This is a genomic window from Promicromonospora thailandica (assembly GCF_024171955.1).
In the GTDB taxonomy this organism is placed as follows: Bacteria; Actinomycetota; Actinomycetes; order Actinomycetales; family Cellulomonadaceae; genus Promicromonospora; species Promicromonospora thailandica.
In genome coordinates this window covers 99,541-123,084 of record NZ_JAMTCS010000013.1, presented here as the reverse complement: position 1 = coordinate 123,084, position 23,544 = coordinate 99,541, and the positions used below count along the sequence as shown (strand labels likewise).

General features: G+C 73.6%; 26 protein-coding genes. 14 read left to right on the top strand and 12 right to left on the bottom strand.

The features are described 5' to 3' along the window. The first annotated feature begins 40 nt into the window (after positions 1-40). Complete coding sequence (locus APR03_RS20170) at positions 41-802, top strand: Rv1486c family protein (RefSeq protein WP_253838696.1); 762 nt, start codon at positions 41-43, stop codon at positions 800-802. Positions 803-809: 7 nt separating this feature from the next. Here the strand turns inward: APR03_RS20170 and glgA are convergent, their stop codons facing one another. Continuing rightward, positions 810-2,075, bottom strand: a complete 1,266-nt coding sequence (gene glgA / locus APR03_RS20165) for a glycogen synthase (protein ID WP_253838695.1) — start codon at positions 2,073-2,075, stop codon at positions 810-812. A gap of 75 nt (positions 2,076-2,150) precedes the next feature. Between glgA and glgC the strand changes: the two genes are divergently transcribed. Continuing rightward, positions 2,151-3,392, top strand: a complete 1,242-nt coding sequence (gene glgC / locus APR03_RS20160) for a glucose-1-phosphate adenylyltransferase (RefSeq protein WP_253838693.1) — start codon at positions 2,151-2,153, stop codon at positions 3,390-3,392. A gap of 55 nt (positions 3,393-3,447) precedes the next feature. Continuing rightward, entirely contained in the window at positions 3,448-4,068 is a 621-nt protein-coding gene (serB, locus tag APR03_RS20155) for a phosphoserine phosphatase SerB (RefSeq protein ID WP_253838691.1), read from the top strand. A gap of 73 nt (positions 4,069-4,141) precedes the next feature. Here the strand turns inward: serB and APR03_RS20150 are convergent, their stop codons facing one another. The 3 genes from APR03_RS20150 to fabG all read right to left on the bottom strand — a co-directional run bounded on the left by APR03_RS20150 (position 4,142) and on the right by fabG (position 6,351). Further along, positions 4,142-4,684 carry a SixA phosphatase family protein gene (locus tag APR03_RS20150; RefSeq protein WP_253838689.1) on the bottom strand — a complete coding sequence of 181 codons (543 nt, stop codon included), beginning with the start codon at positions 4,682-4,684 and terminating at the stop codon, positions 4,142-4,144. 22 nt (positions 4,685-4,706) lie between these two features. Beyond that, a complete protein-coding gene (fabI, locus tag APR03_RS20145; RefSeq protein WP_253838687.1) occupies positions 4,707-5,477 on the bottom strand; it encodes an enoyl-ACP reductase FabI in 771 nt (256 codons plus the stop codon). 127 nt (positions 5,478-5,604) lie between these two features. Continuing rightward, positions 5,605-6,351 carry a 3-oxoacyl-ACP reductase FabG gene (gene fabG / locus APR03_RS20140; RefSeq protein WP_253838685.1) on the bottom strand — a complete coding sequence of 249 codons (747 nt, stop codon included), beginning with the start codon at positions 6,349-6,351 and terminating at the stop codon, positions 5,605-5,607. Between the two features lie 271 nt (positions 6,352-6,622). Between fabG and APR03_RS20135 the strand changes: the two genes are divergently transcribed. The 3 genes from APR03_RS20135 to APR03_RS20125 are packed head-to-tail and all read left to right on the top strand — an operon-like array spanning position 6,623 to position 8,138. Then, positions 6,623-6,952 (top strand): DUF3099 domain-containing protein, encoded by a 330-nt coding sequence (locus APR03_RS20135; protein ID WP_253838683.1) that lies wholly within the window; start codon positions 6,623-6,625, stop codon positions 6,950-6,952. Positions 6,953-6,963: 11 nt separating this feature from the next. Beyond that, positions 6,964-7,206, top strand: a complete 243-nt coding sequence (locus APR03_RS20130) for a hypothetical protein (protein WP_253838681.1) — start codon at positions 6,964-6,966, stop codon at positions 7,204-7,206. Further along, positions 7,203-8,138, top strand: coding sequence for an SURF1 family cytochrome oxidase biogenesis protein (locus tag APR03_RS20125; RefSeq protein ID WP_253838679.1), 936 nt, complete (start codon positions 7,203-7,205; stop codon positions 8,136-8,138). The genes APR03_RS20130 and APR03_RS20125 overlap by 4 nt, the downstream gene beginning before the upstream one ends. 10 nt (positions 8,139-8,148) lie before the next feature. Here APR03_RS20125 and APR03_RS20120 read toward each other — a convergent pair whose 3' ends face one another. After that, on the bottom strand, positions 8,149-9,747 hold the full coding sequence (locus APR03_RS20120) for an ABC-F family ATP-binding cassette domain-containing protein (RefSeq protein ID WP_253838678.1): 1,599 nt from the start codon (positions 9,745-9,747) through the stop codon (positions 8,149-8,151). 229 nt (positions 9,748-9,976) lie between these two features. Between APR03_RS20120 and APR03_RS20115 the strand changes: the two genes are divergently transcribed. Further along, positions 9,977-12,310, top strand: a complete 2,334-nt coding sequence (locus tag APR03_RS20115; protein WP_253838676.1) for a family 43 glycosylhydrolase — start codon at positions 9,977-9,979, stop codon at positions 12,308-12,310. Positions 12,311-12,320: 10 nt separating this feature from the next. Here APR03_RS20115 and APR03_RS25470 read toward each other — a convergent pair whose 3' ends face one another. Then, positions 12,321-12,551, bottom strand: coding sequence for a zf-HC2 domain-containing protein (locus tag APR03_RS25470; protein ID WP_372494961.1), 231 nt, complete (start codon positions 12,549-12,551; stop codon positions 12,321-12,323). A 157-nt stretch (positions 12,552-12,708) separates the two neighbouring features. Between APR03_RS25470 and APR03_RS20110 the strand changes: the two genes are divergently transcribed. Further along, complete coding sequence (locus APR03_RS20110) at positions 12,709-13,389, top strand: hypothetical protein (protein ID WP_253838673.1); 681 nt, start codon at positions 12,709-12,711, stop codon at positions 13,387-13,389. Positions 13,390-13,399: 10 nt separating this feature from the next. Here the strand turns inward: APR03_RS20110 and thrS are convergent, their stop codons facing one another. The 4 genes from thrS to APR03_RS20090 all read right to left on the bottom strand — a co-directional run bounded on the left by thrS (position 13,400) and on the right by APR03_RS20090 (position 17,862). Further along, the gene (gene thrS / locus APR03_RS20105; protein WP_253838672.1) at positions 13,400-14,674 is read right to left on the bottom strand and encodes a threonine--tRNA ligase; all 1,275 of its coding nucleotides are present in this window, start codon (positions 14,672-14,674) and stop codon (positions 13,400-13,402) included. Positions 14,675-14,832: 158 nt separating this feature from the next. Next, entirely contained in the window at positions 14,833-15,717 is an 885-nt protein-coding gene (gene ypfJ / locus APR03_RS20100; RefSeq protein WP_253838671.1) for a KPN_02809 family neutral zinc metallopeptidase, read from the bottom strand. Between the two features lie 64 nt (positions 15,718-15,781). Beyond that, positions 15,782-17,191: a serine hydrolase domain-containing protein gene (locus tag APR03_RS20095; RefSeq protein ID WP_253838670.1), complete on the bottom strand. Its 1,410-nt coding sequence runs from the start codon at positions 17,189-17,191 to the stop codon at positions 15,782-15,784. A gap of 17 nt (positions 17,192-17,208) precedes the next feature. Next, the gene (locus tag APR03_RS20090) at positions 17,209-17,862 is read right to left on the bottom strand and encodes a DedA family protein (protein ID WP_253838668.1); all 654 of its coding nucleotides are present in this window, start codon (positions 17,860-17,862) and stop codon (positions 17,209-17,211) included. A gap of 128 nt (positions 17,863-17,990) precedes the next feature. Between APR03_RS20090 and APR03_RS25350 the strand changes: the two genes are divergently transcribed. Together APR03_RS25350 and APR03_RS20080 are read left to right on the top strand one after the other, a co-directional pair. Continuing rightward, positions 17,991-19,166 carry a sensor histidine kinase gene (locus tag APR03_RS25350; protein WP_253838667.1) on the top strand — a complete coding sequence of 392 codons (1,176 nt, stop codon included), beginning with the start codon at positions 17,991-17,993 and terminating at the stop codon, positions 19,164-19,166. Further along, the gene (locus APR03_RS20080) at positions 19,157-19,795 is read left to right on the top strand and encodes a response regulator transcription factor (RefSeq protein ID WP_253838658.1); all 639 of its coding nucleotides are present in this window, start codon (positions 19,157-19,159) and stop codon (positions 19,793-19,795) included. The genes APR03_RS25350 and APR03_RS20080 overlap by 10 nt, the downstream gene beginning before the upstream one ends. 406 nt (positions 19,796-20,201) lie before the next feature. Here the strand turns inward: APR03_RS20080 and APR03_RS20075 are convergent, their stop codons facing one another. Further along, the gene (locus APR03_RS20075) at positions 20,202-20,663 is read right to left on the bottom strand and encodes a hypothetical protein (protein WP_253838656.1); all 462 of its coding nucleotides are present in this window, start codon (positions 20,661-20,663) and stop codon (positions 20,202-20,204) included. Positions 20,664-20,731: 68 nt separating this feature from the next. On the opposite strand from APR03_RS20075, the gene APR03_RS20070 reads away from it, so the two are divergent. The 4 genes from APR03_RS20070 to APR03_RS20055 are packed head-to-tail and all read left to right on the top strand — an operon-like array spanning position 20,732 to position 23,128. Further along, positions 20,732-21,187, top strand: a complete 456-nt coding sequence (locus APR03_RS20070; RefSeq protein WP_253838654.1) for an NUDIX hydrolase — start codon at positions 20,732-20,734, stop codon at positions 21,185-21,187. A 39-nt stretch (positions 21,188-21,226) separates the two neighbouring features. Next, positions 21,227-21,871, top strand: coding sequence for a LysE family translocator (locus tag APR03_RS20065; protein WP_253838652.1), 645 nt, complete (start codon positions 21,227-21,229; stop codon positions 21,869-21,871). Between the two features lie 55 nt (positions 21,872-21,926). Further along, positions 21,927-22,844, top strand: a complete 918-nt coding sequence (locus APR03_RS20060) for an IS5 family transposase (RefSeq protein WP_372494965.1) — start codon at positions 21,927-21,929, stop codon at positions 22,842-22,844. Then, a complete protein-coding gene (locus APR03_RS20055; RefSeq protein WP_253838650.1) occupies positions 22,841-23,128 on the top strand; it encodes a hypothetical protein in 288 nt (95 codons plus the stop codon). The genes APR03_RS20060 and APR03_RS20055 overlap by 4 nt, the downstream gene beginning before the upstream one ends. A 33-nt stretch (positions 23,129-23,161) precedes the next feature. On the opposite strand, the gene APR03_RS20050 is transcribed toward APR03_RS20055, so the two are convergent. Next, positions 23,162-23,536: an ASCH domain-containing protein gene (locus APR03_RS20050; protein ID WP_253838648.1), complete on the bottom strand. Its 375-nt coding sequence runs from the start codon at positions 23,534-23,536 to the stop codon at positions 23,162-23,164. Between the last annotated feature and the right edge of the window lie 8 nt (positions 23,537-23,544).

Genomic DNA, 23,544 nt, shown 5'->3' with positions numbered 1-23,544 from the left:
CAACGACCCTACCTGGTCGTCCGTCATTTACAGTGCTGCGGTGGACAGTGACCAGGACCTCCCCCGGAGCGTGCTGCTCGCCCTGTGGCTGCAGGGCGTGGGCGACACGTCGGACGCCGTGAAGTCGGTGGTGGGCGACGACGAGCCGCACACCGTGGAGGGGCTGCCGGGATTCGCCGACGGCACCGACCTCGGCACCCTCTTCACGGCCTGGACGACGGGCCCGCGGGAGGTGTGCGCGCTCCTGCCCGCGCCGGGCGACCCCGCGGGCGTGCCGGCCGCGGCCAACCACGACGCGACCGAGGCGGGCGAGTGCGTGGTGGTCACGACGCCCGCGGGCAGCTGGGCCGCGGTGCCGCGCGTGCAGGCGTTCGGCAGCCACATCGAGCCGGGCCACCTGGTGGCCTGGCGCGTGGTGCCGGTTCCGGAGTGGACCACGCTGGTGCTCGGCACGATCGGCTCGGTGGCCGACGCCGAGCGCGAGCTGCGCACGAGCCTGATGACCGCGACCGACGCCCTGGACCAGCTCGACGTGGCGCGCTGGCGCGACGACGCGGCGGACGCGATCGAGCGCATCCGGTCGGCGAGCACGGCGTCGTGGCCGGTGCCGCACCTGGACGGCCGGCGGGCGCGCGTGCTGGACCTCGCGACGCGCCTGCGCGCGATCGTCGCGCTGGGCACGGTGGACGACGGCGGCGCCGTGAACGTCTTCCAGGTGGACCAGCGGTCGACGGCGCTGCGTGAGGTGGACCGTACGGCCCGGCACGCGCTGAGCGCGGCCACCTACGGCCGGGTGGCCTGAGCCCGCGTCAGCCGGCCAGCACCTGCCGGTAGACGTCGACGGTGCGCTCGGCGATCGCCGTCCAGGCGAAGTGCTCCTCCGCCCGGCGGCGGCCGGCCGCGCCCATCGCCGCGGCGCGGGCCGGGTCGGTGGCGACCCGGGTCAGCGCGGCGGCGAGGTCGGCCACGAAGCGGTCGGGGTCCAGCGGGGTGCCGGTGCCGTCGTCGGCCTGCTCGAGGGGGACCAGGAGGCCGGTGACGCCGTCGTCGACCACCTCGGGGATGCCGCCCGTGGCCGTGCCGACCACGGGCAGGCCCACGGCCATGGCCTCGAGGTTCACGATGCCGAGCGGCTCGTAGACGCTCGGGCAGACGAAGACCGTGCAGGCGGCGAGCACCGCGGTCAGGTCGGGCCGCGGCAGCATCTGCTCGATCCAGACGACGCCGGTGCGGGTCTCGCGCAGCGTCTCGACCAGGGCGCGCACCTCGGCCATGATCTCCGGGGTGTCGGGCGCCCCCGCGCACAGCACGAGCTGCACCTCGGGCGGCAGCTGCGCGGCCGCGCGCAGCAGGTAGGGCAGGCCCTTCTGCCGGGTGATCCGGCCGACGAAGACGACGGCGGGGCGGTCCGGGTCGATGCCGTGGCGGTGCACGGTGGCGCGGGCGTCGGCGTCGTCGGGCGCGGGGCGCTGCCAGCCCGTCAGGTCGATGCCGTTGTGCACCACGTGCACCCGCTCGGGGTCGAGCTCGGGGTAGACGCGCAGGATGTCGGCGCGCATGCCCGCCGAGACGGCGATGACGCCCGCCGCACCCAGGTAGGCGGTGCGCTCGGCCCACGAGGACAGCGCGTAGCCGCCGCCCAGCTGCTCGGCCTTCCAGGGGCGCAGCGGCTCCAGGGAGTGCGCGGTGACGACGTGCGGCACGCCGTGCAGCAGGCCGCCCAGGTGCCCGGCCATGTTGGCGTACCAGGTGTGGGAGTGGACCAGGTCGGCGCCGGCGACGTCGTCGGCCATCAGGAGGTCCGTGCCCAGGGTGGCCAGCGCGGGGTTGGCGGCGGCCAGTGCCGCCGGGGTGTCGTAGCCGGTGACGCCCGCGGCCTCCGTGGGGGCGTCGCGCGGGCCGTCGAAGCAACGCACCCGCACGTCGGCGTGCTGGGCGAGGACGACGGCGAGCTCCGCGACGTGCACGCCGGCGCCGCCGTACACGTGCGGCGGGTACTCCCGGGTGAGGAGGTCGACCCGAAGGTCGGCACTGCGGGCGGTCTCGGGGGCCGGGCTGGCGGCGAGGTCGGGCACGTGCCCCAACCTAGCGCGCGGGCCGTCCGGGCGCGTCACCTGACGTACCCGGCCGAAAAGCCCTAATCTCGACGTATGGCTTCCTCCCCTCGCGTGCTCGCGATCGTCCTCGCCGGTGGTGAGGGGAAGCGGCTGATGCCGCTGACCGCCGCCCGCGCCAAGCCGGCCGTGCCCTTCGGCGGCATCTACCGGCTGGTGGACTTCGCCCTGTCCAACATCGTCAACTCGCGCTACCTGCACGTCGTGGTGCTGACGCAGTACAAGTCGCACTCCCTGGACCGGCACATCTCCAAGACCTGGCGCATGTCGCCGCTGCTGGGCAACTTCGTGGCGCCGGTGCCGGCGCAGCAGCGCGTGGGCAAGCACTGGTACCTGGGCAGCGCGGACGCGATCTACCAGTGCCTCAACATCATCGACGACGAGCGGCCCGACATCGTGGTCGTGGTGGGCGCGGACCACGTGTACCGCATGGACTTCTCGCAGATGGTGGACGCGCACATCGACTCGGGCGCACGCGCCACGGTCGCGGCGATCCGGCAGCCGATCGGCATGGCCGACCAGTTCGGTGTCATCGACGTGGACCCGTCCGACCCGACGAAGATCCGCGAGTTCCTGGAGAAGCCGACCGAGCCCGTGGGCCTGCCGGACTCCCCCGGCGAGATCCTCGCGTCGATGGGCAACTACGTGTTCGACGCCGACGCGCTGGTCGAGGCCGTCACCAAGGACGCGGCCAACCCCGACTCCCGGCACGACATGGGCGGCGACATCATCCCGGCGTTCGTGGCGCAGGGGGAGGCGGGCGTCTACGACTTCATCCGCAACGACGTGCCCGGGTCCACGGAGCGCGACCGCGGCTACTGGCGCGACGTGGGCACCATCGACTCGTTCTACGACGCCAACATCGACCTGATCTCGGTGACCCCGGTGTTCAACCTCTACAACAACGAGTGGCCCCTGTACACGGGCTACACCGGGCTGCCGCCGGCCAAGTTCGTGCACGTGGGGCCGGGTCGGATGGGGCACGCCGTCGAGTCGATCGTGTCCCCCGGTGTGCTCATCTCGGGCGCGCAGGCGGCCGGGTCGGTGCTCTCCCCCGGGGTGCACCTGCACTCGTGGTCGAACGTGTCCAACTCGGTGCTCATGGACGACGTCCAGGTGCACCGGTACGCGCACGTGCACCGGGCGATCGTGGACAAGAACGTGGTGGTCAACGAGCGGGCGCGCATCGGCGTCGACCACGACGAGGACCGTGCGCGCGGCTTCACCGTCACGGAGAGCGGCCTGGTGGTGGTCCCGAAGGGCACGGTCGTCGACTGACCGTCGCACGTGGACGGCTCGGCGCGCGGACTGCGGGGTCCGGCACACTGGGGGCGTGAAGCGACTCATCGTGACCGACGCCGACTCGACGTTCTTCCGGCAGGAGGTCATCGAGCTCCTCGCCGAGCATGCGGGCACGCGCGACGAGGTCGCGGCCGTGACCGAGCGCGCGATGCGGGGCGAGCTGGACTTCGCCGCCTCGCTGCGGGAGCGCGTGGCGACGCTGGCGGGCGTACCCGTCGCGGCGCTGGAGAAGGTGCGCGCGGCCGTCGAGCTGACGCCGGGCGCCCGGGAGCTCGTGGCCGAGTGCCACGCGCGGGGCTGGGTGTTCGGGCTGGTGTCGGGCGGGTTCGAGGAGATCGCGCGCCCGGTCGTGGCGGAGCTCGGCGTCGAGCTCGTGCGGGCGAACCGCCTCGAGGTGGCCGACGGCGTGCTGACCGGCCGCACGGTGGGCCCCGTCGTCGACCGCGAGGCGAAGGCCGCGACGCTGCGCGAGTGGGCCGCCGCGGCGGGTGTGCCGCTGGAGCACACCGTCGCCGTGGGCGACGGCGCGAACGACCTCGGCATGATCGCCGTCGCGGGCGTGGGCGTGGCGTTCAACGCCAAGCCGGTGGTCCGCGCCCAGGCCCCCCACGCGATCGACGGCCGCCTCGACGCGGTCCTGAACCTCCTCTGAAACCGCTGAGTGCGGGATCTTCGCCCTCCTGGCACACAGAGTAGGGCGAAGATCCCGCACTCAGCGGGTGGGGTCAGGAGGTCGGGCGGGTGACCGTGAGGAGGCGGGCCTGACGGCGGTCCCACTCCGGCCAGGCCAGGTCGGACTCCAGCACCGAGTAGGTCGCCGTGGGGACGCCGACGCGGACCTGGGCGATCGCGTCGTCCGCCGAGCCGGGGCCGGCCAGCAGCTCGGCGGTGCCCGCCATCGCGGGCTCGTGCCCGACGACGAGCACGGTCCGCGCCTCCGGGTCGACCTCGCGCACGATCGCGAGGACCCCGCGCGGCATCGCACCGAGCAGGTCGTCGGTGTAGACCACCGGCGGCTCGCCCAGGTGCTTGCGCGCGAGGTCCCACGTCTGCCGCGTGCGGACCGCTCCGGAGACGACGACGGCGTCGGGCAGCAGGCCCGCCTCGGCCAGCGCCGCGCCGACCTTCACCGCCTGGTCCCGCCCGCGCAGCGCCAACGGACGCTGCTCGTCGGGCAGCTCCGACGGCGGCTCCGCCTTCGCGTGCCGGAGCAGCACCAGCCGCCGCACCGGCGACGTGGCGGGCTGGGTGCCCGGAGCTGTGCCCATCAGTGCCTCCCGAGAAAGCTGGTTACTGACCCATCGCGTGCACGCCGCCGTCGACGTGCACGATCTCCCCCGTGGTCGCCGGGAACCAGTCGGACAGCAGCGCGCACACGGCGCGTGCCGCGGGCTCCGCGGTGGTCTGGTCCCAGCCGAGCGGCGCACGCTTCGGCCACGCGTCCTCCATCGTCGCGAAGCCCGGGATGGACTTGGCGGCGGTGGTGCGGATCGGGCCGGCCGAGACGAGGTTGCAGCGGATGCCCTCGGGGCCGAGGTCGCGCGCCAGGTAGCGGTTCGCGGACTCGAGGCCCGCCTTCGCCACGCCCATCCAGTCGTACACCGGCCAGGCGAACTGCGCGTCGAACGTGAGGCCGACGACGGCGCCGCCGTCCGTCATCAGCGGCTGGGCCGCGACGGCGATCGACTTGTACGAGAACGTCGACACGTGCAGCGCGGTCGCGACGTCCTCCCAGGTGCCGGAGAGGAAGTTGCCGCCCATGACGGACTGCGGCGCGAACCCGATCGAGTGCACCAGGCCGTCGATGCGGTCGAAGCCCGCACCGCGCACGGCGTCGGCCAGCCCGTCGAGGTTCTCCTGGCTGGTCGCGTCGAGCTCGACCACCGGCGCCTCCACGGGCAGCCGCTTGGCGAACGCCTGCGTGAGCTTCATCTGCCGCCCGAAGGACGAGAGAACGACCTCGGCGCCCTCCTCCTGCGCGAGGCGGGCGGCGTGGAACGCGATCGACGAATCGGTCAGCACGCCCGTGACGAGCAGCTTCTTACCTTCGAGGAGACCCATGATGTCCTTCCGTTCGAGCGCAGGCGTGCCGAGGCGAACCCCTGTGCTGGGTGCGAGCGTAATGCGGATCACGGCCCGGGACGAAACTCCGCGCCGTGCGTGATGTCACGAATGGTGGATATGTACCTCAGTGCCCCATGCCGAGGCCGCCGTCGACGGGGATGACGGCGCCGCTCACGTAGCCCGCGGCGTCGGACGCGACGAACGACACGACGTGCGCCACCTCGTCCGTCGTGGCGAAGCGCGCGGCCGGGATGGACTTGAGGTAGCCGTTGCGGACGTCCTCGGGCAGCGCGGCCGTCATGTCGGTCTCGACGTAGCCCGGCGCCACGACGTTCGCCGTGATGCCGCGCGCGCCGAGCTCGCGGGTGATGGAGCGCGCCATGCCCACGAGCGCCGCCTTCGACGAGGCGTAGTTGACCTGACCCGGACCGCCGGACTGCCCGACGACCGAGCCGACCAGCACGATGCGGCCCTTGCGCGCCCGGATCATGCCCTTCGACGCGCGGCGGACGCAGCGGAAGGTGCCCTTGAGGTTGACGTCGACGACCGACTCGAAGTCCTCGTCGCTCATGCGCATGAGGAGCTGGTCCTTGGTCACGCCCGCGTTGGCGACGAGCACCTCGACGGGGCCCAGGTCCTTCTCGATCGCGGCGAAGGCGGCGTCGACGGCCTCGGTGTCGGTCACGTCCGCCACGTAGGGCGCGACGCCCTTGGGCAGGTCTCCGCCGCGGTAGATCGTCGCGACCCGGTCGCCGTCGGCCACGAACCGCTCGGCGATGGCGCGCCCGATGCCGCGCGCGGCTCCCGTCACGACGACTACGCGGCCGGTCGGACCTGCGGCGATGCTCTGGGTGGCGGACGTGGTGGTCACCTTGTGCTCCTCGGTGGTGGGGGGCTCTCGCACGAGGCCGCGCGAAGCTGGGGGGCCGCGGCCGCGACCCGGCTCGAACCGGGTCCGCTGCGACGCTACCCCGCGCGTCGCACGTGCGCCGCGCGCGCCGGGCCACAGGGATCCTGCGGTTCTTGTCGGTTTCCTCCAATTCTCCGGCCGCCCCGACGGAGCAGCGGCGGCGTTCGTGACGTCGCATATCGCACACCCGCCGCCGTGCCGGCCGGACCCGACCCGGACGTAGACTGGCTGGATGACCGAGCCGGTACCGTCCATCACCTCGGCCCCCGAGCCGCTGGCGGTGGACCAGGCACGCCGTACGCGCAGCTACCTCATCCAGATGTCGATCCGCGTGGTCTGCATCATCGGCGCCGTGCTCGTCGACGGATGGCTCCGGTGGGCGCTCGTCGCGGCGGCCGTGGTGCTCCCGTACTCGGCGGTGCTGGTGGCCAACGCGGGCCGGGAGCGGACCACGCACGACACCTCCCCCGTGACGCCGCCCGCCGCACCGGCCCTGACCGAGCTGCCGCAGCCCGCCGAGACCCCCGGTACCGGCCGCGTCATCGACCACGTCGACGACTGAGGGGACGAACGATGGACCTCCTCGGAGCCGTGCCGGACGCCGTGCCCGCCGGCGAGCTGATCTGCAGCGCGAAGGGCTGCCGTGCGCCCGCGGCGTGGGGCCTGCTCTGGAACAACCCGAAGCTGCACACACCCGACCGCCGCAAGGTGTGGCTCGCGTGCGACGACCACCGGGAGCACCTGGAGCAGTTCCTCGCGACGCGGTCGTTCTGGAAGCAGACCGTCGCCGTGTCCGAGCTGGACCGGGTGCCGTGAGCGACGCCCCGGCGCAGCACGGTGAGGAGTCCCGCGGGCCCCGCACCACCCGGCAGTGGGTGGTCCTCGCGGTGGCCGCGGTGGTGCTGGCCGCCCTGTGCCTGGTGGCGGGCCGCTGGCAGTGGAACCGGGCCCAGGCGCGCGACGCCGAGATCGCGCTGGTCGAGGCGAACTGGTCGGCCCCCGTGGTGCGGGTCGAGGAGATCCTGCCCGGGCCCGGCGCCGTCGTCCCGGAGGCCGAGGTGTGGCAGCGCGTCGAGCTGACCGGCGAGTACGTCGCCGACGCGACCGTGCTGCTGCGCAACCGTCCGGTCGGCGGGCGCGGCGGGTACCACGTGCTGGTCCCCTTCGAGGCGCGCCTGGCGGACGGGCAGGAGGTCGTGGTCGTCGTCGACCGCGGGTTCGTCCCCCTGGGTTCGGACGCCTCGGAGCCCGACGCCGTGCCCGCCCCGCCGTCCGGCGAGGTGACGGTGGTCGCGTCGCTGCGCGCGGACGAGCCGCCGTCCGACCGCGGCGCGCCGCCCGGCCAGGTGCAGGCGATCTCGACCGCCCAGGTGCTCGCGGCCGGGCCGGACGGTGGCCAGTGGGCGCAGGGCCGGACCGTCGGCGCGTACGGCGCGCTGCGCGCGGAGGACCCGGCGCCCGCGACCGGCCTCACGCCCCTGCCCAAGCCCGACACCGACCCGGGCTCGCACCTGTCCTACGCGTTCCAGTGGTGCATCTTCGCGATCGGCGCGATCGGGGGCTACGTGCTGCTGTGGCGGCGCGAGCGCGGCGCGCTGCGCGGCGAGACCGTCTCGGCGGGCGACCTGCTGCTGGCCTCGGGCGAGGTGGGCGACGGCGAGGGCGTCCGCGCACGCAGGGCCCCCCGCGACCGGCGCCGCACCGCGGAGGACGAGGAGGACGCCCTGATCGAGGCCCAGCTCCGCTGAGCGACCGACGTCAGGCCAGCGAGACCAGCTCCTGGTAGCTGTCGTTCCAGAGGTCCTCGTCGCCGTCGGGCAGCAGCAGCACGCGCTCGGGCTCCAGGGCCTCGACGGCGCCGTCGTCGTGGGTCACCATCACGACCGCGCCCTCGTAGGTCTTGAGCGCCCCCAGGATCTCGGCACGCGAGGCCGGGTCCAGGTTGTTGGTCGGCTCGTCCAGGAGCAGCACGTTCGCGCCGGAGACGACGATCGTGGCCAGCGCCAGGCGGGTCTTCTCGCCGCCGGACAGCACGTGGGCGGGCTTCTCGGCGTCGTCCCCGCTGAACAGGAACGAGCCGAGCACGGAGCGCACCTGGGTGTCGGTGAGCTCGGGGGCCGCGTGCCGCAGGTTCTCCACGACGGTCGCGTCCATGTCGAGCGTGTCGTGCTCCTGGGCGTAGTAGCCGAGCTTGAGGCCGTGGCCCGGCACGACCTCGCCGGTGTCGGGGTTCTCGACACCGGCCAGGATGCGCAGCAGCGTCGTCTTGCCCGCACCGTTGAAGCCGAGCACCACGACGCGGGAGCCGCGGTCGATCGCCAGGTCCACCCCGGCGAACACCTCCTGGGACCCGTACGCCTTGGACAGCCCGGCGGCGGTGAGCGGCGTGCGGCCGCAGGGCGCCGGCGTCGGGAAGCGGAGCTTGGCCACGCGGTCCGAGGCGCGCTCGGCCTCCAGCCCGCCGAGCATCTTCTCGGCGCGCTTGATCATGTTCTGCGCGGCCGTGGCCTTGGTCGCCTTGGCGCGCATCTTCTCGGCCTGGGCCAGCAGCGTGCCGGCCTTCTTCTCGGCGTTGGCGCGCTCGCGCCGGCGGCGGCGCTCGTCGGTCTCGCGCTGCTCGAGGTAGGCGTCCCAGCCCATGTTGTACTGGTCCAGCTCGCCCCGGTTGGCGTCCAGGTGGAACACCTTGTTCACGGTGGCGCGCAGCAGCTCCACGTCGTGGCTGATCACGATGAACCCGCCGTTGTAGGCCTTGAGGTAGTCGCGCAGCCAGAGGATCGAGTCCGCGTCGAGGTGGTTGGTGGGCTCGTCGAGCAGCAGCGTCTCGACGCCGCTGAACAGGATGCGCGCCAGCTCGATGCGGCGGCGCTGGCCGCCGGACAGGGTGCTCAAAGGCTGGCCCAGCACACGCTCGTCCAGGCCCAGGTTCGCGGTGATGATCTGCGCCTCGGACTCGGCGGCGTACCCGCCGGCGGCCAGGAAGCGCGCCTCCAGCCTGGGGTAGCGGTCCATCGCGGCGGCCTGGGTGGCCGGGTCGTCGGACGCCATGCCGGCCTCGGTCTCGCGCATCTGCGTGATGACGTGGTCGAGGCCCCGGGCCGAGAGCACGCGGTCCATCGCGAGCACCTCGAGGTCCCCCGTGCGCGGGTCCTGCGGCAGGTACCCGATGTCGGTGCCGCGCACGATCTGCCCGCCCGTGGGCTGGGTCTCCCCCGCCAGGGTCTTGGTGAGCGTGGTCTTGCCGGCGCCGTTGCGACCCACCAGGCCGATCCGGTCACCCGAGGCGACACGGAACGTCGCCTCGCTCAGCAGCACGCGCGCGCCGACGCGCAGCTCGACGCCATGGGCAGTGATCACGCAGGTGTTCCTCACGGTCAGGGTGGGTGGTACGGCAGGTCGGCCCACGGCGGCGGGGGCCGGACCAGTCTAGTGGGTACGGCGCCCGGTCAGCCGTGGTGTGCCTCACCGCACGGTATGCTTCCGACTGGTACTACGTTGTACCACTCGGCTGCACCACTGGCCGGCAGCACTGTCACAAGGACGCGACAGGCGGCGCCCGCACGGCGCCGCACGAAGGGACACGCCCATGCGAACACGGTTCGTCGCCGCCCTCGCCACGCTCACGCTCGGCGTGGGGACGGCCCTCCTGTCCGACGGCGGGGGCGCCGCACCCGCCGCCGCCGCTCCCCCGCCGGCTCCGCCCGTCACGGCCCCCGCGGCACCCGGGACCCCCGCCACCACGTACACCAACCCGGTCACCGAACCGTTCGCCGACACCTACGCGGACCCGGCGGTCGTCCGCGGCAAGGACGGCTGGTGGTACCTGTACGCGACGAGCGACCCGCTGGTCTCGGGCGGCCCGTTCGGGAACATGCACGTGGCCCGTTCGCGGGACCTGGCGTCGTGGGACTACGTGGGCACGATCTTCGACGAGGAGAACCGGCCGGAGTGGGCCGCGGACGCGTCGTTCTTCTGGGCGCCGGACATCCGCTACGTCGACGGCCGGTACGTCATGTACTACACGGTCACGGACACCGCGGCCAACCCCGACCCGTGGGACTACACGGTCGGCGTCGCGACGGCGCCGACCCCGACCGGGCCGTGGACCGACTCGGGCGGCCCCGTGCTCGACCCGCGGCCCGCGCCGGGCGGCGGCTACCTCAACACGATCGACCCCGCGCTCTTCGCCGACCGGGACGGCACGCAGTACCTCTACTTCGGCGGCTTCAACGGCGGCATCTGGGTGACCGAGCTGGACGCGACCGGCACCCGCGCCGTGGGCACGCCGACCCGGGTCACCGTGGGCGACCGGTACGAGGGCGCCTTCGTCGTCGAGCGGGACGGCTGGTACTACCTCATGGGGTCGTCGGCCAACTGCTGCGCCGGACCCGTCACGGGGTACAGCGTGTACACCGGCCGGTCGCGCTCGCCGCTGGGCCCGTTCGTCGACCACGAGGGCGTGGGCCTGAACGAGTCGCGCGTGGGCGGCACACAGGTGGTCGTGCAGAACGGCAACCGCTGGATCGGCGTCGGGCACCACGCGGTGCTCACCGACGCCTCCGGGCAGGACTGGATGCTCTACCACGCCATCGACAAGGACGACGCGTGGCTCGACCGGCCCGGGGGCGTCAACCGCCGGCCCACCCTGCTGGACCGCATGGACTGGATCGACGGCTGGCCCGTGGTCAACGCGGGCGCCGGCCCCAGCGAGGGTCCGCGGACCGCGCCCGTCGCCGCGAGCGACCTGCGCATCACCAGCGCCGACCCGGCCTCCGGGCACGGCCTGCGACGCGTGTCGGGCACGCTCGCCCGGGGCACGGACTCCGCGGGCGACGCCGGTGCGCTCGCCCGGCTGGTGCCCACCCGGCGCGACGCGGCCGTGGTCCGCACGGCGCCCGCGCCCCGCGACGTGCGGGTCGAGACGGACGTCCGGCTGCCCGACGACGCCGGGTCGTTCACGGCGACCCTCGGCGGTTCCGGCCGGCCGGCCGTGTCGGTGGAGCTCGACGCCGGGGCCCGGGAGCTCGTCGTCGCGCAGGGCCACCGGGTGCGGCGCGCCGCGCTGCCCGCGAGCACGGACCTGACGTCCTGGCACGTGCTGACCGTGACGGCCGCCGACGGCGGGGTCGTCGCCCGGCTGTCCTCCAGCGGGCTGGGTGACCTCGACGCCGAGGTGCGCCTCGAGCCGCGGGCCGCGCTGCCGCGCCGGGCGCCCGTGCACCTCGCCGCCGCGGGGGCCGAGGTGCAGGTCGACAACCTGACCGTGGTGGCCGCGCACGAGCCGGTGACACGGCGAGCCGCCGAGCCGCGGGCCGGTGCCGTCACGTTCGCGGAGGACTTCTCCGGTGCGCTCGACCCGGGCTGGGAATGGCTGCACGGCCCTGCCGACGTCACGGTCGGCGACGGCGCGCTGTCCTGGCCGCTGACGGGGCACGACCTCGTCGGCGAGGCCAACGACGCCCCGGCGCTGCTGCGCGACGCCCCGGACGGCGACTACGTGCTGGAGACCACGGTGACGCTGCCGCTCGGGCAGGACACGGTCCGCAACTACCAGCAGGCCGGCCTGCTCGTGCACGCGGGCGACGACGACTTCCTGCGCCTGGCCCCGGTCTCGATCTGGCAGACCCGCCAGGTCGAGTTCGGCAAGGAGCTCACGGCCGACGGGCGCTGGTGGGGCGGGCACGTCTCCGGACCGGTCGCGGACACGATGCACCTGCGCCTGTTCCACACGACCGACGCGGCCACCGGTGAGCATCGGTTCCGGTCGGCGACCTCGCGGGACGGCCGCACGTGGCGGTTCGGTGCCACGTGGACGCTCCCGGCGGACGCCGACCCGCGGGTCGGCGTCTACGCGGGCGGCGGGGCCTCGCCCGCGACCACGGCGGTCTTCGACGAGGTCCTGATCCGCGACCTCGACTGAACCGCACGCGTCAGACGTACGGGCCGCCCGGGCGGCCTGTACGTCTGACATGCGGGGCCCGGGTGGGGGTAGCCGCGGTCCAGGCGGACTCCCGGACGTCCGTGAAGACCCGCATGCACCGCACGCACTGCACCACGTGGTCCACCAGCCGACGGCGGCGGCCGGGCGGCAGACGGTGCCTCAGGTAGTCGTCGAGCGCGGCCCGGGTGGTGTCGCACGTCGCCGGTTCGGTGAGCCTCATGCACCCCAGACGCCCGGACCGTGCCGATGTCACAGCACTTCGGCGGATTGGTCCGAGACGCCTCGCCTGGAGGGGTATAAACGCCTTTGTCCGGGCCGCTCGGGCGGGTTCACGGGCTGGGCGAGCGGACCCGGCAGGCGGCACGTACGGTCCGCTCATGGGCACCGACTCGCCGAGCGTTCCCCTCACCGTCTCCGACGCGCTGCCGAACCTGCGCGTCGGGCGCCTGTCCCGCGCGGACGACCTCACCCACCACCGCCCCGCCAAGCACCTGATCGCGCAGCGCCGCACCTACCGCCGGCAGCATCTCGCGTCCCTGGTGCGCGGGCGGCTGCGCGGCGGCTACGACCCGCGGCACCGCGCCCTGAGCCGCCGGATCGTGGGCGTGCGCGGCGTCGCGAGCGAGCTGTGGGAGCTCGTGGCCAAGCACCCCGCCTGGCGGGTGCTGCACTCGGTGCGCACCGACGCCCCGACCCGCACGGCCCAGGGCGCGGGCGCCATCGTCCTGGACGACGTCGTGATCGGTCCCGCGGGCGTGTTCACCGTCCAGGCGGTGTACCGCCCGGTGGAGGACGTGACCGCCGACGCCGCGCGCGAGGCCGCCCGCCGCGCCCAGGAGATCCTGAACCGCGCCACCCGGGTGCCGGTCACCGTGCGGGCGCTGATCGTGTTCGTCCGCAGCGACCAGCCGCGCGTGGTCGGCCCGCGCGACGACGTCGAGGTGCTCACCGAGGACGAGCTGGTCCCCTGGCTGGAGTCGCGCCGTCCGATGCTGACCGACCGCGAGCTCGAGATCGTCTACCTCGCGGCCCGCGACCGGCGCACCTGGTCGCGCTGAGCCGCACGCCCTACGACAGCGGCCGCGCGACCCGGTCGCGGGCCGCGGCGGCGAGCCGGCCCGGCAGGTCGGCGAGCGGTACGGAGAACCGCTCACCCGACGCCGGGTCGGTCACCGCGAGCAGCCCCGCGTCCGCCTCGCGCGGGCCGAGCACCCCGAGCAGCGCGTCCCGCCGCTGCCGGGCCAGCCGGATGCGGTTGCCCAGCGACCCGTGCCGCTCCACGCGGACCCGCAGCCCGCGCCCGCGCAGATCCCTGGCGAGAGCGTCGGCAGCGTCGCCCGGGGCGCCGTCCGAGACCGGGAGCAGGCAGAGCTGCACGGGCGCGAGCCAGAACGGGAGCCGGCCCGCGTGCCGCTCCAGGAGGAAGGCGACCATCCGCTCCATGGCCCCGACGGTGCCACGGTGGATCATCACCACCCGCTCCCGGTCTCCCGAGGCCGCGACGTAGGTCAGATCGAAGCGCTCCGGCTGGTTGAAGTCGAGCTGCACGGTCGCCAGGGTCTCCTCGTGGCCCCGCGCGTCGAGCACCTGGACGTCGATCTTGGGCCCGTAGAACGCCGCCTCGCCCGGCTCGGCGCGCCAGGCGCGGGGCCCGGCGAGGTCGTCGAGCACCGCGGCCAGCGCCGCCTGCGCGGCGGCCCACCGCCCGGGGTCGCCCAGCCAGCGGTCGGTGTCGTCCCGGCCCGACAGCCGCAGGTACGACACCTCGATGCCCAGGGTGCCGAGCACCTCCAGGACGGCGGCCAGCGCGGTGCGCACCTCCGCCTCGACCTGGTCCGGGCGGCAGAACACGTGGGTGTCGTCCAGGTCGATCTGCCGCACGCGGCTCAGCCCGGACAGCACGCCGGACCGCTCGGCGCGGAACATCGGCGCCAGCTCCGAGTACCGCACCGGCAGGTCGCGGTAGGAGCGGGGTTCGGCGGCGTAGATCTGCGCGTGGTGCGGGCAGTTGGCGGGGCGCAGCACGAGCGGGTCGGCGTCCGGCGCTCCGTCGGGGCCGAGCGACATGGGCGGGAACATGTCGTCGGCGAACTTGGCCCAGTGGCCCGACCGCTCGAACAGCGACCGCTTGCCGAGCACGGGCGAGTACACGGGCTCGCAGCCGGTGCGCAGCGCCACCTCGCGGGCGTACTGCTCCAGCTCGTGGCGGACGGCGGCGCCCGCGGGCAGCCACAGCGGCAGCCCGGGGCCGACCAACGGGCTGGTGTCGAAGATCCGCATGTCGCGGCCGAGCTCGCGATGGTCCACGGGGGCGTTCCGGACGGGGGTGGCGGGGGCGTTCATGGTTGCTCCTTCGAGAGGGAGCCGCCCCGCGCGCCGCCGTCGTACGACGAAGGCCCCGGAGCGAGCTCCGGGGCCTGGTTGCTGGTGCAGGTCAGCGCGCGCCGGAGGGGTCCGGCGTCGTCGTGCGTGCGCTGAGGTGCATACCGTTCACCGTAACGTCAGAGGGTGGCGGCGTCCAGCGCGTTGCAGTCCTGGATGGTGCCCCCCTCGTAGCCGATCGAGAACCACTTCACGCGCTGCTCGCTGGAGCCGTGCGAGAACGCCTCAGGGTTCACGTCGCCGCCCGAGCGGCGCTGGATGTTGTCGTCGCCCACGGCCGCGGCGGCGGACAGCGCCTGCTCGAGCTGCTCCCGGGAGATCGGCTCGAGGAACGTGACGCCCGTGTCCGGGTCCTCGGTCGTGGCGGCGTTGCCGGCCCACATGCCGGCGAGGCAGTCGGCCATGAGCTCGATGCGCACCGAGTCGGACTCCGGGCCGGTACCCGACCGGTCGGCCCGCTCGAACAGGCCGAGCTGGTTCTCGATGTGGTGGCCGAACTCGTGCGCCGTCACGTACATCTCCGCGAGCGGGCCGCCCTCGGCGCCGAACTGGCTGGAGAGCTGGTCGTAGAACGCGAGGTCCTCGTACACCGTGGTGTCCGCGGGGCAGTAGAACGGCCCGGTCGCCGACGTCGCGTTGCCGCAGCCCGTGCTCACGGCCTGCGTGAAGCTGACGACCTCGGGCAGCTCGTACTCGATGCCGCCCTGGTCCGGCAGGGTCGTCGCCCAGTAGGCGTCGAGCGACTGGACGGCCGCGTTGAGGCGACACTCGGGGTCGGTGTTGGCCTGCTCGGCGGTGCAGTCGCCGATGTAGCCCTGCTCGCCGCCGCCCCCGCCGTCGGGGGCGGTGCCGCCCAGGATGTCGGCGGGGCTGTTGCCGGTGAGCACCATGTACAGCAGCGCGATGACGAGCGCGGCCCCGCCGCCCACCCCGGCACCGACCGCCCCGCGTCCACCCTTGCGGACCCGGCCGCCCTCGAACTGACCGCCCTCGTTGAACGTCACCCGACAACGCTACCGCGACCGGGGGTACGTCACCCGCGAGCGCCGGGGCGGTGGCCGGGGCCGTCTACCCGGCGGCGCGCCGGCGGTACTCCTCCACCGGCCACGAGGTCATCGCGCCGAGCCGGACGGCGGTCACCGCGCCGTCGTCGGCCCGCTCCACCTGGACCGGCTCGCCGACCGTGCCGAAGCCGGCCACCGACTCGTGGAACAGCGCGCCGTCGCGGACCACGAGGCGCGTGGCCTGCTCGACCGGCTGCGCGGCCCGCGAGTTCAGGACGTGGAGCATGCCCCCGAGGTCCACGACGTCGGCCACGCCCCACAGGTTGGCGAACCGGCCGACCGGGGCGTCCGCGGGCACCGGCTCGACCGGGCCGGCGGTGCCGGACGCCTTCGCGACCTCGTCCGCGGCCGCGAGCGCCAGGTCGACGAGCGTGATGACGCCGTTGGCGATCTGGGTGGCGATGCCGTCGACGGCGTTGGTCAGGGCGGAGACGACGAGGCCGTCGACGGGGTCGATCCAGGTGCGGGTGATGTGCCCGGGGTACCCGCCGGAGTGCCCGACGAGCTCGCGGTCACCGACCGCGCCGACCTCGAGGCCGACGCCGTAGCGCCCGCGCTCCTGCCCGCGCACGACGACGCGGGACTCCTCGCGCTGCATGATCCGCTTGCTCGCGTCGGTGAGGAGCGTGGTGTCGCCGAGCACGTGGGCGGAGCCGTAGCGGACCATCTCGAGGGCGGTCGAGTACCAGCCGGTGGCGGCGGCCATGGCGCGGGTGTCGACGTGCGGGACGACGCGGCGGGCGTCGTCGTGCGCGATGCGGCCGGTGTGCCCGGCGGCGTACTCGGCCGAGCGGGCGGGGTCGAGCTCGGTCCCGGTGCGGGTGAGGCCGAGCGGTTCGACGACGGCGGTGCGGGCGGCCTCGCCGTAGGTGGTGCCGGTGACCCGCTCGATGACGATGCCGAGCAGGCTGTAGCCGATGTTCGTGTACTTGAAGTGCTCGTTGGGCTCGAAGACGACGCCCTCGGTGCGGACGACGTCGAGCACCTCGTCGCGGTCGAGGAACGGCTTGTGGTGCTGCCAGAAGTCGCCGTCGGAGGAGTCGCGGACGATGCCGCCCTGGTGGCCGAGCAGCTCCCGGAGGGTGACGCCGGCGGCGGGTGTGCCGGTGAGCTCGGGCACGTGCGTGCTCACCGGGTCGTCGAGGCGCAGCGCGCCGCGTTCGACGAGCTGCATGACGAGCACGCCGGTGAACGTCTTGGAGTGGGAGGCGACGCGGAAGAGGTGGTCGCTGGTGAGGGGTTCGCCGGTCTCGAGGTTCGCCGCGCCCCAGGCGAGGTCGACGAAGACCTCGCCGCGACGCCCGACGGCGAGCTGCAGGCCGGGCTGGCCGTGGTAGGCGGCCTGGAAGGCGGCCCACTCGGCGAGGTAGGGGGCGACGGAACGGAGGATGGAGGCGGTGCGGTCGACGGTCACGGCAGCATCATGCCCGCTCAGCGCTGCCGCGCGTGCCGCGGGTTGTCCTGGTCCTGGCGTCCGCGCAGGGTCTTGACCAGCCACCACACCACGAGCAGGACGGCGACGACGATGACGACCTTCTGGAACACGCCGACGCTCTCCTCGACGATGTGCCACTGGTCGCCCAGGAGGTAGCCGGCCCCGACCAGGAGGGTGTTCCAGACGCCGGAACCCAGCGTCGTGAAGGCGAGGAAGCGCCACACCGGCATGCGCTCGACGCCGGCGGGGATGGAGATGAGGCTCCGCACGATCGGGATGACGCGCCCGATCAGCACGGCCCAGTCGCCGTGCCGGTTGAACCAGTCCTCGGCCTTGTCGACGTCCTCCAGCTTCACCAGCGGCATGCGGTCGACGATCGCTCGCAGGCGGTCCCGGCCCAGCCAGGCGCCGAGCGCGTACAGGAGCACGGCGCCGACGACGGAGCCCGCCGTCGTCCAGACGAGGACCTGCCACAGCACCAGGGTGCCCTGCGAGGCCGTGAACCCGGCCAGGGGCAGGATCACCTCGCTGGGCAGGGGCGGGAACAGGTTCTCCAGGGCGATCGCGACGCCGGCGCCGGGTGCGCCGAGAGCCTCCATGAGCCCGATGGCCCAGTCGGCGACGGTCGTGGCGAAGCTGTGTGTCGTCATGCCCCAACGCTATGTGACGGCGAGGGGGCCGGTGGACTGCGGTCCACCCCCGGGCCGTGACGGTATGCCGCAGGTCGGGTGTGGTTTTCCGCAGTCCGGGCGGGGCCCGGCGTCCCTATCCTGGGCGGGTGAGCCGCTCCCCCGCCGTCCTGCACCGGCCCCTTCGTGTGCTGGGCGGTGCGGCGCTCGGGTCGCTGGCGTGGCCGCTGGACCTGGTGCTCGGCTGCGTCGCCGTGCTGACGCCGCGGGGTGCCCGGCCGGTGCGGCCGGTCGCGGCTCTGGTCGCCTGGCACCGCCGGCGTACGTCCCGCCTGCTGGCCTGGGCCGACGACGACGCCCCGCTGACCTCCCCGCGCGCCGCGGCGTACCTGGCGACTCGGGTCGCGGTGGGCCTGCTCGGCCTGGTGGTGCTGGCGCTGCTGGCGTACGGGCTGTTCGCGGTGGTGGTGGGGCTGGCGTCGTGGCTGTTCGACGTGCGGTTCACGGTCGAGATGCCCGTCCGGGGCGAGGAGCCGGGCGTGACGACCGCGTCGATGCTCATCCTCGTGCCGCTCGGCGCCGTGCTGCTGTACCTGGACCTCATGGGGCTGTACGGCGTCGGGGTGCTGGACCGGGCGGCCGCGGCGCGCTGGCTCGCGCCGAGCCGGAGCGAGCGGCTGGCCGCGCAGGTGGAGTCCCTGACGGTCAGCCGTGCCGAGCTGCTGGCCGCGCTGGACGCCGAGCGCGGCCGGATCGAGCGCGACCTGCACGACGGCGTGCAGCAGCGCGCGGTGGCCGTGGGGCTGCTGGTGGACCGCGCGCGACGGGCGGGCGTCGCCGCCGGCGGCCCGGGCGTCGGGCTGCTGGAGCAGGCGTCCCGGGAGGTGGGGCTGCTGGTGACCGACCTGAGGGAGGTGGCGTGGCGCGTGCGCCCGACGACGCTGGACACGCACGGGCTCGAGCCGGTGCTGCGGCAGCTCGTGGACCGGGCGGCGGTGCCGACGACGCTGGAGTGGCGCTGCGCCGTGCGGCTGCCGGGGCCCGTGGAGACGACCGTGTACTACGTGGTGGCGGAGGCGCTGACGAACGTGGCGAAGCACTCGGGAGCACGCACGGCGCAGGTCGAGCTGACCTCGGACGCGCACGACGGCGGCGCCGTCGTGCGCGTGACGGTGGGCGACGACGGCGTCGGCGGGGCGCAGGCCCTCCCCGGCCACGGGCTGGCCGGCCTGGCCGGCCGGGTGGCCGCCGCGGGCGGTGCGATCACGGTCGACAGTCCCGCGGGCGGGCCCACCCGGATCGGGGTGACGCTGCCGTGCGCGTGATGCTGGCCGAGGACTCCGCGCTGCTGCGCGAGGGCGTGCGCAGCCTCCTGACCGACGAGGGGCACGACGTCGTCGCGGCGTACGGCTCCGCCGAACCCCTGCTGGCGCGCCTGGCGGCGGAGCGGCCCGACGTCGTCGTCCTGGACGTGCGCATGCCGCCCACCCACACCGACGAGGGCGTCCGCGCGGCCGTGCGGATCCGCGAGCGCTGGCCCGAGGTAGGCATCCTGGTGCTGTCGCAGTACGTGGAGCAGGAGTTCACGCGGGTGCTGCTGGGCGACGAGGCACGCGGCGTCGGCTACCTGCTCAAGGACCGGGTGATGCGGGTGGACGACTTCCTGGACGCGCTGGCGCGGGTCGCTTCCGGCGGCCTGGTGCTGGACCCGGAGGTGGTGGGGCAGCTCTTCCGCTCGACCACGCACCCGCTCGGCATGCTGAGCGACCGCGAGCGCGAGGTGCTGGGGCTCATGGCCGAGGGCCGCACCAACGCGGGCATCGCGGCGGCACTGTACGTGTCGGTGTCGGCGGTGGAGAAGCACGCGAACGCGATCTTCGACAAGCTGGGGCTGGCCGCCGAGGGCGGGTACAGCCGGCGGGTGCTGGCGGTGGTGCGGTACCTGGAGGTGTGAGGGGGCCTGCGCGAACGCTACGGGGCGTCGCGCAGTCCGATGGCCCGTTCGGGATAGTTGGTCGTCACCGTCACCTGCTGCATGCCGACGGCGGCGGGCATCCCGGACGACCGGCGGCTCGCCCAGCTTCTGGACGCGGCGGCTCGCGTCGCCGGAGGTGACTTCTCCGGGGAGGTGTTGCTGAGAGTCGACCGTGTCTACTCTCAGCAACACACGTGCGGAAAGGTCACTTTCGGACCGGCTCCCCTCCGCATCTCGAAAAGGGACCCGATCGCGTCCTTCCGACCGAGTTCTCGCTCTCCAGAAGCGAGCGACGACGACCGCGAGTCCGGGTGCGGGGCGCGCCACCGGCACGGTCCGGAGTTCGTCCGGACAGCCTCGGCCCCCGAGCAGCCGTACCCGTCATTCACCGCCGTCGTCCGACGGCCGGTCCGAGTGAATGAGGCTCGAACTGGTACTGCTCCACCCACTCGTCCTGATCGAGGGCGGCGGCAGCGTCGACCCGCGCGGTCTCTTCCAGGCGCTTGGCGGCAGCCCGCATGCGACGTGCGGCGCGCACTGTATCGGTGTCCGCGAGCAGGCAGAGTTCCTCCCAGGCGTCGGTGACAGCCCGGTCCAGGTCGGCGAGCTGCGCGAACCCTGCGACGGAACCGACAGGCGGCGTCGTCGCACCGGGTCGCCGCGACGCGGTGATCCCGGCGATGAGCTGCGCGTACCGCCGGAGCGCCGTCGTGTAGCGCAGGCAGGCGTCATAGAAGCGCTCGCGGCGCCAACGGGCGGCATCCGTCACCATGGTGGTCGCCAGGGTTCCGACGACGCCGAGCGTCACACCGACGAGGGCAGGCAACTGGGCGAGGAGGTCGTCCATCTCAGCAGGATCACATAACGCCCGACCCGGACATAGCCCCTGATCGCCCCGTATCTCTGAGAGGCCCCGTGCTCACCACCCGCTCCCCCGAAGAGCCCTACCTCGTCCGGCACGACGGCGGCTGGTTCGAGTACCAGCTCCCCGTCTCGGTCAAGGCCGTCATCAGCTGGCGCGGCCGCCTCCCCCTGCTGCGCAACGAGCGCGACGAGTGGGAGCTGCCCGGCGGCAAGCTCGAGCCCGGTGAGGACCCGGCGTCGTGCCTCGAGCGCGAGATCCAGGAGGAGCTCGGCTGGCGCACCACGGTCGGCGAGCCGTTCCACGCCTGGGTCTACGAGGTCTTCCCGCACCGACACGTCTTCGTCGTCACCTACCTCGCCGCGTACGACGGCGACGCCGCACCCGCCTTCAGCCACGAGCACAAGGAGCTCGTCCTCGTGCGCCCCGGCGAGGTCCCGGACCTCGTGATGCCCGACGGTTACCGCACCGCCGTCGCCCGGGCCGCCGCGCGCGGCCACTTCGCCTGACCCTGTCCCGGACCGCGCCGTGCTCGCTACGATCGCCGCATGCCCACGACCACGCAGCTCGTCGCCTTCCTCGCGGCGTCGTTCGTCTTCATCGCGCTGCCCGGGCCGAGCGTCCTGTTCGCCATCGGGCGGGCCTTGACGGTCGGACGACGCGATGCGCTGCTGTCCGTGTCCGGCAACGCCCTGGGGCTCCTGGTGCAGGTCGTGTGCGTGGCGGTCGGGCTGGGGGCGCTGGTCGAGGCCTCCGCGACCGCGTACACGGTGCTCAAGCTGGTCGGCGCCGGGTACGTCGTCTACCTCGGCGTCCAGGCGATCCGGCACCGCTCCGACGCCCGCCTCGCCCTCGACACGCCCGCGACCGCCCGCCGTGGCGGCGTGCTGCGCGCGCTGTGGGCGGGCTTCGTCGTCGGCACGACCAACCCCAAGACCCTCGTCTTCTTCGCGGCATTCCTGCCGCAGTTCATGAACGACGCCGCCCCGGCCACGCCCCAGCTGCTGGTCCTCGGGCTGATCTTCGCCGCGATGGCCCTGTGCCAGGACTCCGTCGTCACGCTCCTCGCCGCGCAGGCCCGGACCTGGTTCTCGCGCAAGCCCCAGCGCCTCGACCATCTCGGGGTCGCGGGCGGCATCGCGATGATCGGTCTCGGCACGGGGCTCGCCCTGGAGGGCCGGGTCCGGGCCTAGGGCGTGTTTCGGAATTGGTCTGTGACCTGCGGTTTCGGCATGCTTCGGGTTCGTGGTGGACGCGGCTGGACGACATGATCTGACGGACGAGGCGTGGGCAGTGGTCGGGCCGTTGCTGCCGGTAGCGGCGCGTGGTCGTCCGGCACGGAATCTGCGGCGGCAGGTCGACGGGATCCGGCACCGGGTCCGAGCAGGATGCCCGTGGCGGGACGTGCCTGACCGGTACGGGCCATGGTCGAGCCTGTATCGGGTCTTTCGCCGCTATCAGCGTGAGGGTGTCTGGGACCAGGTCCTGGACGTGTTGCGGACGCTGGCAGACGGTGGCGGGCAGATCTGCTGGGAGGTGGCGGTGGACTCCACGATCGCCCGCGCGCACCAGCACGCCGCCGGCGCGCGCAAGGACCCCGATGAGCAGAAGGAGCCACCCGGGGCCGAGCCGGTCGATCACGGGCTGGGTCGCTCGCGCGGTGGGTGGACCACGAAGATCCACGCGGCCTGCGAGCAGGGGCAAAAGCTCATGGGGATGGTCATCACTGGTGGGCAGCGGGGTGACAGTCCGCAGCTGGGGCCGGTGCTTGACCAGGTGCGCGTGGCGCGGCCGGGCGGGATCGGGCGGCCGCGCACGACGCCGGACCGGGTCCGCGGTGACAAGGCCTACGCCTCGGCGGGTAACCGTCGTCTGCTGCGCCGCCGCGGTATCAGGGCCACGATCCCGGAGAAGAAGGACCACCGCGCCAACCGTCTCAAGAAGGGCTCGGCGGGTGGGCGGCCGCCGAAGGTCGACTACGAGGACTACAAGAAGCGGCACGCGGTGGAGTGCATGTTCAACCGGCTCAAGCGCCACCGCGCCGTGGCCACGAGGTATGACAAGCTCCAGGTCCGCTACGAGGCGAGCGTGAAGGTCGCCGCGATCGATGACTGGATCGTCGCCGTCGTCCGGGCGGGCCGACCGCTGGCATCCTGGTCGCCGTGAGCTACTACGCCGACGCCGAGGGCGGCGACCACGTCCCGCACCCTGACCACGCCGCCCTGGTCAGGATGATCGGTGCGTTGAACACCAGGGACAACACCTTCTTCGTGGTCTACCCCGACGACGAGGACCTGGAGTGGTCCATCGCCGTGCTGACCCGTCGTGGAGGCCTGGGCGGCTACGACATCGAACGCCTCGACCCGGTCACCGATCAGGACGACACGACCATCGCCGCCGACCCCGCCACCATCGCCACCGACGTCCTGAACTGGATCACACAGCGCTAACGACTTCCGAAACACGCCCTAGCCGCGGTCTGATCAGTCGGGCTGGTCCGCTCGAAAGCGGAGGTGATAGATCAGGTCCTCGTCGCCGATCCCCGGGTCGTCGTACGCCCGCGACGAAGCCCTCAGCTCGTCGGCAGAACAGCCCTCCGCCGCGGCCTGCGTGTCGGCGATGTCGGCGAAGCGGATCGGTTCCGCTGACTCGACTATCCCGGACAGGGACCGGTACCGGTCCTCGAACTCGAAGAGCATCGTGACCGGCCCTGGCGCGACGCGGTCCCCGAGGCGCATGGTGGCCGTCTTGGCGCCGTCCACGACGGCCTGCCAGTGCCGGGCGCTGAACCGCAGCAGGCGGGGCGGTCGCGCGTCGGGGTGCGGGGACGGGTACGGCAGCAGGGCCCGAACAGGCACGGCACTTC

Bases quoted from the DNA above. Each gene is read 5' to 3' on its own strand.
- APR03_RS25470 (WP_372494961.1), bottom strand. From the start codon at position 12,551: ATGAGGCTCACCGAACCGGCGACGTGCGACACCACCCGGGCCGCGCTC.
- APR03_RS20135 (WP_253838683.1), top strand. From the start codon at position 6,623: ATGACCGAGCCGGTACCGTCCATCACCTCGGCCCCCGAGCCGCTGGCG.
- fabI (WP_253838687.1), bottom strand. From the start codon at position 5,477: ATGGGTCTCCTCGAAGGTAAGAAGCTGCTCGTCACGGGCGTGCTGACC.
- thrS (WP_253838672.1), bottom strand. From the start codon at position 14,674: ATGAACGCCCCCGCCACCCCCGTCCGGAACGCCCCCGTGGACCATCGC.
- APR03_RS20110 (WP_253838673.1), top strand. From the start codon at position 12,709: ATGGGCACCGACTCGCCGAGCGTTCCCCTCACCGTCTCCGACGCGCTG.
- glgC (WP_253838693.1), top strand. From the start codon at position 2,151: ATGGCTTCCTCCCCTCGCGTGCTCGCGATCGTCCTCGCCGGTGGTGAG.
- APR03_RS20065 (WP_253838652.1), top strand. From the start codon at position 21,227: ATGCCCACGACCACGCAGCTCGTCGCCTTCCTCGCGGCGTCGTTCGTC.
- APR03_RS20075 (WP_253838656.1), bottom strand. From the start codon at position 20,663: ATGGACGACCTCCTCGCCCAGTTGCCTGCCCTCGTCGGTGTGACGCTC.
- APR03_RS20090 (WP_253838668.1), bottom strand. From the start codon at position 17,862: ATGACGACACACAGCTTCGCCACGACCGTCGCCGACTGGGCCATCGGG.
- APR03_RS20150 (WP_253838689.1), bottom strand. From the start codon at position 4,684: ATGGGCACAGCTCCGGGCACCCAGCCCGCCACGTCGCCGGTGCGGCGG.
- APR03_RS20130 (WP_253838681.1), top strand. From the start codon at position 6,964: ATGGACCTCCTCGGAGCCGTGCCGGACGCCGTGCCCGCCGGCGAGCTG.
- APR03_RS20115 (WP_253838676.1), top strand. From the start codon at position 9,977: ATGCGAACACGGTTCGTCGCCGCCCTCGCCACGCTCACGCTCGGCGTG.